Below are 11,237 nucleotides of genomic sequence, written 5' to 3'. Positions count from 1 at the left end.
CAAGAATTTCCCAAGATCGGGCTGCCAGCGTGAGCCACTCAGTCCCCACACGAAGGAAGTCGCATGAAGACTGTCAACGGTCTCCCCGCCCACGTGCTGCTCGTCCACGCCATCGTCGTCCTGCTTCCGCTGGCGGCCCTGCTGCTCGCGCTCACCGCGCTCTGGCCGGCGGCGCGCCGCCGGCTCGCCGGTCCCAACCTGGTCCTGTCGCTGATCGTCGTCGTGCTGGTGCCGATCACCACCAATGCGGGTGAGTGGCTCGAACACCACCTGACACCGAGCCCGCTGATCCAGAAGCACACCGAGCTGGGCGACACCGCGATCTACGCCGCGATCGGCGTGGCGGTGCTCGCTCTCCTGATCTGGTGGCGCCAGCGCGAAACCACCGGCCGCTCGCCGCTCAACCGCCGGTTCCTGGCCCCCACCTCCGGAGCGCTCACTGCCGTCCTGACCGTGGTCGCGGTCCTGGTCGCGGGTGGCGCTGTCTACGACGTGGTCCGAATCGGCGACTCCGGCGCCAAGGCGAGCTGGAACGACTGGGCCGCCCAGCCCTGAGGCCGGGTTTCCGCGGCTACCTACACTGGCGGAAGGGGCGCCGGCTGAGCGGAGGTGGGCCGGGTGGTGCTGGAGATCGAGGGGTTGCGGAAACGGTACGGCGGCACCGTCGCACTGGACGGCTGTACCTTCGCGGTCGCACCCAAGCGGCTCGTCGGGCTGCTCGGGCCGAACGGCGCCGGCAAGACCACGCTGATGCGCTGCCTGCTCGGACTCGTCGTACCGGACGGCGGGGAGATCCGCTGGTCCGGGGCGCGGCTCGACGGTGATCGTGGCCGCCGGTTCGGGTACATGCCGGAAGAGCGCGGTCTGTACCCGTCGATGCGGGTCGCCGAGCAGGTGCGGTACTTCGCGATGCTGTCCGGCCTCTCGTCCGCGGCCGCCGCCGAGGCGACCACCGGCGTACTGTACCGGGTGGGCGCCGCGGACCTGGCCGAGCGCCGCCTCGAGGAGCTGTCGCACGGCAACCAGCAGCGGATCCAGCTCGCGGTCGCCCTGGTCCACGACCCGGAGATCCTCGTCCTGGACGAGCCGTTCGCGGGCCTCGATCCGCTCGGTGTCGACCAGTTCGGCGCCCTGCTCCTCGACCTCGCCGCGGACGGTACGACGGTGCTGTTCTCCAGCCATCAGCTCGACCTCGTGCAGGACCTGTGCCAGGACATCGTCACGATCGACCGCGGCCGCGTGGTCCTCGCCGGCGAACTCGAGCAGCTGCAACGCGCAACGGCCCACCGCCGCGTGACGGTGGTGTTCGCCGCACCCGCGAGTACTGCGTGGACCGCCGAGCTGCAGGGCATCACGGTCGAACGGGCCGACGACCGCCACGTCCAGCTACGTCTGCAGGCCGACGGCGACCCCGACCACGTACTCCAGGCCGCCCGCACCGCCGGATCGGTCCTGCGGTTCGACTACGAGCCACCGTCCCTGGACGAGCTCTTCCGGGAAGCCGTCGGCCGATGACGCCCGGGATCCGTGCCGTCTGGATCGTCGCGAGCCGCGAGATCCGCACCCGGGTCCGCAGTACGGCGTTCCGGGTGTCCGCGGTGGTGATGCTGCTCGCGGTCGTGCTGGTGATCGTGATCCCGGTCCGGGTCGCACAACGTCAGCACACGTACGCGGTCGCGATCGTCGCGACCCAGCCCCAGCCGCTGGCGACCGCGCTGGCCGCGAGCGGGCTCGACGTACAGACGCACGTCGTCGACACCCGCGCGGCCGCATCCGCTCAGGTCACGGCTGGTACCGCCGACGCCGCGATCGTCGCGACCGCGACCAAGGTCGAGGTCATCTGGTCCGGCGACGCCGACACCACGCTCGCCCCGGTCATCGCCGGTGCTACCAGCCGCTACATCCTTGAGCAACGCGCCACCGCCCTCGGCCTGGCGCCTTCCAACGTCAACGGGCTGCTGGCACCCGCCAGACCGGCCGTCACCGTCCTCAACCCGAACCCGGACAACACCAGCCGCGTGATCGTCGCGCTGGTCGGCGTGATCCTGCTGTTCGTCGCGCTGAACATCTACGGCAGCTACGTGCTCACCGGTGTCGTCGCGGAGAAGTCCAGCCGGGTCGTCGAGGTCCTGCTGGCCCGCGTCCGCCCGACCCAGCTGCTGGCCGGCAAGGTGATCGGCATCGGTCTGCTCGGCGTCGCCCAGTTCGCGGCGCTCGCGATCGTCGCCGCGCTCACGCTGCAGGTCGTGAAGCCCCCGAACCTGCCCGGCGGAACCCTGCCGCAGATCGCGAGCGTCGTCGTCTGGTTCGTCCTCGGCTACAGCTTCTACAGCGTGCTGTACGGCGCCCTCGGCTCGCTGGCGTCACGCATCGAGGACGCACAGGCCGCCGTCGTGCCGCTCACCGGCCTGCTCACGCTCGCCTACCTCGGCGGCTTCGTCGCGCTGCGCAACCCGCACGCGTGGTGGGTCACCGTCCTGTCGTTCTTCCCGCCGACCGCCCCGATGTACCTGCCGCTGCGATCCGCCCTGATCCACGTACCGCTCTGGCAGGGCGTGCTCGCCGCCGTCCTCGTCGTCGCCGCGACCGGCGTCGTACTGCGGATCGGCGGCCGGCTCTACCAGGGCGCGGTCCTGCACCACGGGACCCGTCTGCGGATCCAGCAAGCCTGGCGCGCAGCACAGTGAGGACGCACGGATGAAGGAAACGTTCCGCTTCGGCCGGATCGCCGGGATCCCGATCGGCACCCACTGGTCGGTCCTCGGCATGGTGCTGATCATCACCGGGACCCTCGCCTGGACGACGCTGCCGTACCTGGTGCCCGGCCGGAGCGCGGCCGAGTACTGGATCACCGGCGTGATCGTCGCCGTCGTCTTCGTGGCGTCGCTGCTGGTCCACGAGCTGGCGCACGCGCTGACGGCGCTGCGGTTCCGGGTTCCGGTGCAGCGGATCACGCTCTGGATGCTCGGCGGCGTGAGTGTGCTGGACGGCGACCCGGAGACGCCGCGCGGCGCGTTCCTGATCGCCGCCGCCGGTCCCGCGGCCAGCCTCGCGCTCGGCGGTCTCGGCATCGGCGGCGGACTGTTGCTCGGGGCAAGTGAGCACGGTGGGCTGCCGGAGATGTCGGTGATGTGGCTCGCGGTGATGAACCTGGCGCTGTTCGTCTTCAACCTGCTGCCCGGCGTGCCGCTGGACGGCGGTCGGGTCCTGCGCGCGGTGCTCTGGCACCGGTACGGCGACCCGGACAAGGCGACCGTGATCGCGTCGGTCGCCGGCGTCTGCGTCGGGACCCTGGTGGCGCTGGCCGGCGTCGCGGAGCTGATCACCAAGGATCCCGGCGGACTGTGGTTGCTTGCCGTGGGCTACGTCATCGGGCTGGCCGCGACCATGGAACGCCGGCAGGCTCGTCAGCGGGCGGTGAGCACGCCCACGGACTGACGGGCGATCTCCCACTCCTCGTTCGTCGGGATGACCAGCACCTTGACCAGGCTGTCGTCGGTGCTGACCAGGTTGTCGCTCGGGTCGGCGTTGCGGACCGGATCCAGGTGGATGCCGAGCGGCTCGAGCCCCGCGAGCGCGGCGGCCCGGGCCTCGGCGGAGTGCTGCCCGACGCCGGCGGTGAACACGATCGCGTCGACGGTGCCGAGGACCGCGTAGTACGCGCCGATGTACTTCTTCAGGCGGTACGTGTAGATGTCGAACGCGAGCTGAGCCTGCCCGTCACCGTCCGCACGGCGGCGCAGGACCTCGCGGAAGTCGTTCGCGCCGGTCAGGCCCTTGAGCCCGGACTGCGAGTTCAGCACCCGGTCGGTCTCCTCGGCGGACTGGCCGGCGACCCGCGCCAGGTGTCCGTGGACCGCCGGATCGAGATCGCCCGAGCGGGTGCCCATCACCAGCCCTTCCAGCGGCGTCAACCCCATCGACGTGTCGACGGACTGACCGCCGCGGATCGCCGCCGCGGAGCAGCCGTTGCCGAGGTGCAGGACGATCACGTTCAGCTCATCGGGTTCGCGGCCGAGCAGCCGGGCCGCCTGCTCCGACACGAACGCGTGCGACGTCCCGTGGAACCCGTACCGCCGGATCCCGTAGTCGTCCAGCCATGACGACGGTACGGCGTACGTGTAGGCGTACGGCGGCAGCGTCTGGTGGAACGCCGTGTCGAACACCGCCACGTGCGGCAGGTCCGGGAACAGCCGGCGCGCGACCTCGATCCCTTCGAGGTTCTCGGGGTTGTGCAGCGGGGCCAGCGGTACCAGGTCCGTGACGGCCGCGATCAGTTCGTCGTCCACCAGCGCGGGCGCCGCGAACCGGTCGCCGCCGTGCACGACGCGATGCCCGACCGCGACGATGTCGACCTCGGACAGCGCCGGGCCGTACTTGTCGAAGGCCCGCACTGCCGCCTCCAGCGCGGCCTCGTGATCGGCGACCGGCTGGTCGTCGTCGACGTCACCGGACGGGCCGTGGTGCACGTGGTGGCTCTGCTCCTCACCGATCCGTTCGACCAGTCCGGACGCGGCCGCCGTACCGGACACAGCGTCGACCAGGCTGTACTTCAGCGAGGACGAGCCGGCGTTGATCACCAGGACGTATTCACTCATCGCGTTCCACCTTGTTGCGCCTGGATCGCGGTGATCGCGACCGTGTTGACGATGTCCCGGACCGTGGCGCCGCGGGACAGGTCGTTGACCGGCTTCCGGAGACCCTGCAGGACCGGTCCGACCGCGACCGCGTTCGCCGAGCGCTGCACCGCCTTGTAGGTGTTGTTGCCGGTGTTGAGATCCGGGAACACGAACACCGTCGCCTTCCCGGCGACGGGGGAGTCCGGCAGCTTGGTCCGGGCGACGGCGGCGTCGATCGCGGCGTCGTACTGGATCGGGCCCTCGACCGGCAGCTCCGGCGCCCGCTCGCGGACGATGGTCGTTGCCTTCGACACCTTTTCGACGTCGGTGCCGGCGCCGGACGTGCCGGTCGAGTACGAGAGCATCGCGATCCGCGGCTGCACCCCGAACGCCGCGGCGGTGCCGGCCGACGAGATCGCGATGTCCGCGAGCTGTTCCGCGGTCGGGTCCGGGTTCACCGCGCAGTCGCCGTACACGAGCACCTGGTTCTGCAGGCACATGAAGAACACCGACGAGACCACGGACACGTCCGGGACCGTCTTCACCACCTCGAGCGCCGGGCGGATCGTGTGCGCGGTGGTGTGCACGGCGCCGGACACCATGCCGTCCGCGAGGCCGAGCTGCACCATCATCGTGCCGAAGTACGAGACGTCCCGGACCAGCTCACGCGCCCGGTCGAGGTCGACGCCGCGATGCTTGCGGAGCCGGTGGTACTCCGCCGCGAACCGCTCGGCCAGGTCGCTGTGCTCGGGATGGACGACGGTCGCCGCGCTCACGTCGACGCCGAGCGTCGCGGCCTGCTGGCTGATCACGGTCGGGTCGCCGAGCAGCGTCAGGTCCGCGACACCACGCCGGAGCAGTACGTCGGCCGCCCGCAGGATCCGCTCCTCGCCGCCCTCCGGGAGGACGATGTGGCGGCGGTCCGAGACGGCGCGGTCCACCAGTTGGTGCTCGAACATCAGCGGGGTCACCGCGCTGCTCCGGGCCAGGGCGAGCTGGTCGAGCAGCGCCGGGCCGTCGACGTACTGGTCGAAGAGCGCGAGCGCGGTGTCGATCTTGCGGGGCGCGTCCTTGGTCAGGCGGCCGCGGACGGCGGTGAGCTTGCTGGAGGTGGCCTGGGTGCCGAGGCCGGTCTCGATGATGGGGAGCGTGACGCCGAGGCCTTCGATCAGGCGTTGCACCTGGGCGGGGAGCTCGAAGCCGCCGTTGAGGACGATCGCGGCGATCTGCGGGAAGGTGCGGGACGCGTGCGCCATCACGACGCCGAGGACCACCTCGGGGCGATCGCCTGCGGTCACCACCGCGGCGCCTTCGAACAGCCGATCGAGCACGTTCGGCATGGTCATCCCGGCGATCATCAGCCCGGTGACCTCGCGGGTCAGCAGCTGCGGGTCGCCGCTCAGCAACTGCCCGTCGATCGGCGGCAACAGGTCCCCGACCAGCGGCTGATTGAGCACCGGCTCCTCAGGAATGGCGAACGCCGGCGCGCCCACCCCCTCCAAGGCTGCGACCAACTCGGTACCTGCCCCACCATCCACCCGGTTGGCGATGACGGCGAACAGAGAGCCGTGGTTGGCGGTCAGCTCGGCGGCTGCCATGTCGGCGATCGCGCGGATGTCGTGGGGCGTGCGGTCGAAGCCGTTCAGCACCAGCAGCACCGGCGCGCCGAGGTTCGCCGCGATCTTCGCGTTGAACGAGAACTCGGTCGGCGTCCCCACGTCGGTGTAGTCGCTGCCGACGATCACCACCGCCTCCGCCCGCTCCGCGACCGCGTGGTACCGCTCCACGATCGTGTCCAGCGCCGCGTCCGGGTCCGCGTGCACGGCGTCGTACGTGACTCCGACGCCGTCCTCGTACGACTGCTCGACCGCGTCCTGCGAGATCAGCAGGTCGAGGACGTAGTCCCGCCCGCCGTGCGTCGCGGTGTCGGCGCGGACGATCGGCCGGAACACCGCCACCCGCCCGACCCGCCGCGACAACTGATGCAGTACGCCGAGAGCCACCGTCGACTTCCCGGTCGTCCCCTCCACCGAAGCAACGTAGACACTGCTACCCATACCCCGAACCCTACGGAACCACCTGCGTCCGGGCGAACGCGACCGCTTCCGCCAGCAGCGACTGCCAGCGGGTCCGGTCGACCGCCGGGATCGTGACCCACTCGCGCATCGGCGCGCGGTTCGCGGTGAACGGTACGCCGGTGCCGTCGGCAATCAGCTCGCCGACCCGGGCCGCGGGCAGCTTGAGGATCAGGCCGGTGCCGTTCCGCTCCAGGCAGGTGACGAACTTCCCGGCCAGCCGGATGCACGGATGGCCCATGATCGTCCCGTACCCGATCGCCGGGTCGTAGAGCAGGTCGTCGGTCAGCTCGTCGTACAGGGCCTGCGCCCCGCCGGTGCCGGCCGGCGGGGACGCGGGGCTGGTGGGGGTCATTACTCGGGGCGCGGCGTGAAGACCGCGAACTGGTTACCGGCCGGGTCGCGCAGGTAGGCGAAGTCCGGCGTGCCGCCGCCGACGCCGAGCCGCTTGTTCACCACCGTGCCGCCGAGCTGCTCGGCGTCGGTGCAGGTCGCCTCGACGTCGGCGACCAGGATGTAGAAGACGGCGTGGTTCGGCAGCTCGCCGTTGGTCGCGAACAGCCCGCCCATCGGCTGCGGCGCGCCGGAGGCGGTGATGTTGCGGTAGTCCAGGCCGCCGGACGTCTGGCTGCCGGACGAGTCGAACGACCAGTCGAACAGGCTGCCGTAGAACTTCTCCGCCGCGTCCGGGTTGTCGGTCGCGACCTCGAACCAGGCCAGCGTGCCGGGTGCGGGAGTACTCATGGGACTTTCTCCTTCAACTCGTGTGGACTGCGTGAGAACCACGGTTCCAGCGGTTCGCGACAGCCCTATGTCGGAGTTGGAAAAAGATCCTCCGGACGCAGCGCGGCGTCCGGCAGTTTGGTCTCGTACCCGTCGACGTGCAGGTCGTCGGTCGCCGGCGGCCGCAGCGGCAGCGTCGCGGTCCGCTCCGCCTTGGTGATCCGGTCCATCCGGAACACCCGGTCCTCCTGCCGCAGATGGCACCAGGCGGTCAGGTACGACCCGTTCGGCCCGACGACCACGTGCTGCGGCTCGATCTCGCGGACCGTCTCGACGCCGCCGACGTCGGTGTACTGCACCCGCAGCACCTGGTTGTCGCGCACCGCCCGCCAGATCTGCTCCGCGATCTCGCCGTCCGGATCCGGCACCGGCTGCACCAGCAGCCGCACCTTGGCGGCCGCCGTCCGCGCCTCGTCGAGGTCCCGCTGCGGCATCGCGGCGACGATCTTCTGCAGCGCGGTTCGGGAGTCCCGCGCGAACAGCACGTGGTCGCTGCGGCTCAGCGCCACCGCGACCGCCATCGCCTCCCGCGGCGTGAAGTTCAGCGGCGGGAGGCTCATCGCGCGGTCCACGGAGTACCCGCCGGTCCGGCCCTGCTTGGTGGCCAGCGGTACGCCGGCCTGCCCGAGCGCGCTCAGGTCGCGCTCGATGGTCCGTACGCTGACCTCGAAACGCGCTGCCAGCTGCCGCGCCGTCCGCCCCCGCGGGCCCGCCGCGCGCAGCTCCTCCGCGAGCGCGTACAGCCGATCGATCCGGTTCATGCACCGCACGCTAGGCGGTGCCATGGACAATTAGTCTTCGGCAAGCGCGATAATCACGCCCTGCGGGCCGCGCAGGTAGCAGAAGTGCTTTCCGGGCGTGTACTCCTCGATCGTGCCGACCAGCGACCCGCCGTGCGCCTTCAGCCGGTCGACGGTGTCCCGGACGTCGTCGACGGCGAACATCAGGTTCCGGATCCCGAGCGTGTTCGGCGGCGCGTCCGGCTCCAGCGTCGTCGCGAGCGGGGTCCGGTACGTCGTCAGCTCCAGCTGCCCGTGCCCGTCCGGGGTCCGCAGGAACGAGATGTCCGCGACCACGCCCGGCATCCCGGACACGCCCTCCACCCACGGCCCGGACACCGTGGTCTCGCCGACCAGCTCCATCCCGAGCTCCAGGTAGAACGCCTTCGCCGCCGCCAGGTCCTCGACCACGACACCGATGTGGTCCATGCGCTTGATTGCCATCGTCCGAGTCTCCTCTGTCAGGTGGTTCTTGCCCGGAGGACGAGGCTGCGGCGACGTTCTCTACATGTCCTACTCAGGAAGTTTCGCGCCGGTGTGCTCGGCGAGCATGTAGGCGGCGTACCAGGCCGGCCAGTTCTCGTCGGCCCGGCCGGTCCGGGCCTCGTGCTCGCCGTGGGCCTTCGCCGCGGTCCGGAGCGCGTCCTCCAGCTCCGCGACCGAGCCGTACGTCGCCTCGCTGACCCGGCCGGGGATCCGCGCCGTGACCTCCTGCAGCAGCCAGGTGTTGCCGTCCGGGTCGCCGAACGTCGCGAACGAGCCGTAGCTCGACCGGTCGTCCGCCGGACCGGCCACCCGGCCGCTGGCGGTCGCCGGCTCGAACTGGGCACCCGGCGCGCCCGGGTGGAACACCTCGCCGACCGTCGCGCCGGCGGCGATCAGCTCCGACCGGGCCGCCTCGATGTCCGCGACGACCAGGTACAGGCCCTGCGCCGTACCGGGCTCGGCCGTGGTGATGTTGCTGCCGAACTGGACCGAGGCGGGGGAGCCCGGCGGGGTGAACTGGACGACCCGGAACCCGTTGTCGAACGCGAAGTCCGCGTCCAGCCGCCAGCCGAGGCCGGTGTAGAACGCCTTCGAACGGTCCACGTCCGCGACCGGGACGACGACGGCTTCGAACAACAGGTCGGTACTCATGACTTCCTCCTGGGATCAACATCCTGCGTTGACCACCAATCTGCCGCTCCGGGCCGCGCGTGACACCAGGGTGAATCACTGGTCATTACCCTGGGGCACGGGCCGCCGCCCCTAGACTGCCGTCACGTGGACCACCAGATCGTTCTGATTGCCGGTGCGGGGCTCGCGATCATGATCGCCGCCTCGGTGTTCGCGCGCCGGACCGGTGTCGCGGCGCCGTTGCTGCTGGTCGCGCTCGGGATCGGCGCCAGCTACCTGCCGAGTACGCCCGCCATCCACATCGAACCGGAGATCATCCTCGCGGGCGTGCTGCCGCCGCTGCTCTACACGTCGGCGGTCAAGCTGCCGGTGATCGACGTACGGCGGAACTTCGGGCTGATCTCGTGGCTGTCGATCGTGATGGTGATCGTGTCGGCGCTGGTGATCGGGGCGCTGGTGCACGCGGCGTTCCCGAGCATCTCGTTCGCGCTTGCGGTGGCGCTCGGGGCGGTCGTCAGCCCGACGGACGCGGTCGCGGCGACCGCGATCGGGCACCGGGTCGGGCTACCGCCGCGGCTGATGACGGTGCTCGAGGGCGAGAGTCTCGTGAACGACGCGTCGGCGCTGGTCGTGTTGCGGACCGCGGTGGCGGCGCTGGCGGTGACGACGCATTTCAGCCTCGGTCATACGGTGCTCGACTTCGTGTGGGCGGTCGTCGGGGCGATCCTGATCGGTGGGGCGGTCGGGTTCGTCACCGTCGTACTGCGGCAGCGGCTGGACGATCCGGTGCTGAACACGACGATCTCGTTCGCGGTGCCGTTCCTCGCGTACTTCCCGGCCGAGGAGGCGCACGCGTCCGGCGTACTCGCGGTGGTGATCGCCGGGCTGCTGACCGGGGCGCTCGGGAACCGGCGGTTCAGTGCGCGGGACCGGCAGACGCAGTCGACCACCTGGACGACGATCAGCTTCATCCTGGAGAGCGGCGTCTTCCTGGCGATGGGGTACGAGCTGCCGGAGCTGGTGAACGACGCACGCGCGGAGACCACGGCCGGGGAGATCACGGTCCTGGTGCTGCTCGTGGTCGGGTTGCTGATCGCGCTGCGGTTCCTGGGGCTGGTGTGGCCGGCGTTGCAGAGCCACTTCGGGCCGGACGACCGGCACGAGCAGGCGCATGCGCAGCTGGATCAGTTCGAGGAACGGCTCGAGGCGATGGAGCCGTCGACCGAGCGTGAGGAGAACCGGGTCGCCTGGGCCCGGAAACGGCTCGCCCGCGGTCGCGCCGACGCCGACTTCGAGGAGCGGGAGCCGATCACCGGACGCGGCCTGCTGGTGCTCGCGTGGGCCGGGATGCGCGGCGTCGTCACGGTCGCCGCCGCCCAGACGATCCCCGCCGGTACGCCGCACCGCGCAACCGTCGTACTGGCCGCGTTCATCGTCGCGCTGATCACGCTGGTGCTGTTCGGCATCTCGCTGCCCGCGGTGATCGCGCGGATGCGCTTCCGTCCCGAGAGCGCGGAGGACAAACGCGACTCCGTCCAGGAACTCATGCGCCGGATCGGCGAATCCGCCATCGACGCCGTCGGCCCCCTGGCGGACCAAACCGTCGAAGGCGAACCCCTCGACCCAGACGTCGTCCACAGCCTGAAAGACCGCATCCTGCCCCGCCTGATGTCCGGCACCCGCCAACTCCGCGACACCAAACCGGACACCCGCGAACAAATGGAAGTAATCCAACGCCGCTACCTCGACGCCATGCGCGAAGCCCTCTCCACCGAACGCAGCGTCGGCGCCTACAGCTCCGAAACCTACCGCCAGGTCCAATCCTTCCTCGACACCCTCGAACAACGCTTCACCACCAGCTGAAA

Annotated in this window: 12 protein-coding genes; 5 read left to right on the top strand and 7 right to left on the bottom strand. The window is 70.6% G+C overall.

The window, feature by feature from the left end; genetic code table 11:
* The first annotated feature begins 63 nt into the window (after positions 1-63).
* The 4 genes from ACXJJ3_RS02315 (at position 64) to ACXJJ3_RS02300 (ending at position 3,438) form a co-directional block, all read left to right on the top strand.
* Positions 64-555 (top strand): DUF2231 domain-containing protein, encoded by a 492-nt coding sequence (locus ACXJJ3_RS02315; protein ID WP_458168182.1) that lies wholly within the window; start codon positions 64-66, stop codon positions 553-555.
* Positions 556-618: 63 nt separating this feature from the next.
* The gene (locus ACXJJ3_RS02310) at positions 619-1,515 is read left to right on the top strand and encodes an ABC transporter ATP-binding protein (RefSeq protein WP_458168181.1); all 897 of its coding nucleotides are present in this window, start codon (positions 619-621) and stop codon (positions 1,513-1,515) included.
* Positions 1,512-2,687, top strand: coding sequence for an ABC transporter permease (locus tag ACXJJ3_RS02305; protein WP_458168180.1), 1,176 nt, complete (start codon positions 1,512-1,514; stop codon positions 2,685-2,687). Before ACXJJ3_RS02310 ends, ACXJJ3_RS02305 begins: the two co-directional genes overlap by 4 nt.
* Before the next feature lie 10 nt (positions 2,688-2,697).
* Positions 2,698-3,438 carry a site-2 protease family protein gene (locus ACXJJ3_RS02300; RefSeq protein WP_458168179.1) on the top strand — a complete coding sequence of 247 codons (741 nt, stop codon included), beginning with the start codon at positions 2,698-2,700 and terminating at the stop codon, positions 3,436-3,438.
* Here the strand turns inward: ACXJJ3_RS02300 and ACXJJ3_RS02295 are convergent.
* From ACXJJ3_RS02295 to ACXJJ3_RS02265, 7 genes are all read right to left on the bottom strand, one after another.
* Complete coding sequence (locus ACXJJ3_RS02295) at positions 3,408-4,598, bottom strand: acetate/propionate family kinase (protein ID WP_458168178.1); 1,191 nt, start codon at positions 4,596-4,598, stop codon at positions 3,408-3,410. The two genes, ACXJJ3_RS02300 and ACXJJ3_RS02295, sit on opposite strands and share 31 nt — an antisense overlap.
* A complete protein-coding gene (pta, locus tag ACXJJ3_RS02290) occupies positions 4,595-6,676 on the bottom strand; it encodes a phosphate acetyltransferase (protein WP_458168177.1) in 2,082 nt (693 codons plus the stop codon). Before pta ends, ACXJJ3_RS02295 begins: the two co-directional genes overlap by 4 nt.
* 10 nt (positions 6,677-6,686) lie before the next feature.
* Complete coding sequence (locus ACXJJ3_RS02285) at positions 6,687-7,049, bottom strand: hypothetical protein (RefSeq protein WP_458168176.1); 363 nt, start codon at positions 7,047-7,049, stop codon at positions 6,687-6,689.
* The gene (locus ACXJJ3_RS02280) at positions 7,049-7,438 is read right to left on the bottom strand and encodes a VOC family protein (RefSeq protein WP_458168174.1); all 390 of its coding nucleotides are present in this window, start codon (positions 7,436-7,438) and stop codon (positions 7,049-7,051) included. Before ACXJJ3_RS02280 ends, ACXJJ3_RS02285 begins: the two co-directional genes overlap by 1 nt.
* A gap of 65 nt (positions 7,439-7,503) precedes the next feature.
* Entirely contained in the window at positions 7,504-8,238 is a 735-nt protein-coding gene (locus ACXJJ3_RS02275) for a helix-turn-helix transcriptional regulator (protein ID WP_458168173.1), read from the bottom strand.
* Between the two features lie 30 nt (positions 8,239-8,268).
* A complete protein-coding gene (locus ACXJJ3_RS02270; protein ID WP_458168171.1) occupies positions 8,269-8,700 on the bottom strand; it encodes a VOC family protein in 432 nt (143 codons plus the stop codon).
* A 69-nt stretch (positions 8,701-8,769) separates the two neighbouring features.
* Positions 8,770-9,393 carry a VOC family protein gene (locus tag ACXJJ3_RS02265; RefSeq protein ID WP_458168170.1) on the bottom strand — a complete coding sequence of 208 codons (624 nt, stop codon included), beginning with the start codon at positions 9,391-9,393 and terminating at the stop codon, positions 8,770-8,772.
* 126 nt (positions 9,394-9,519) lie between these two features.
* On the opposite strand from ACXJJ3_RS02265, the gene ACXJJ3_RS02260 reads away from it, so the two are divergent.
* A complete protein-coding gene (locus ACXJJ3_RS02260; RefSeq protein WP_458168169.1) occupies positions 9,520-11,235 on the top strand; it encodes a cation:proton antiporter in 1,716 nt (571 codons plus the stop codon).
* The last annotated feature ends 2 nt before the right edge of the window (positions 11,236-11,237 follow it).

The sequence above is a fragment of the Kribbella sp. WER1 genome, assembly GCF_054189145.1.
The sequence above is the reverse complement of the archived record's forward strand: the minus strand, read 5'-3'. Positions and strand labels throughout refer to the sequence as shown.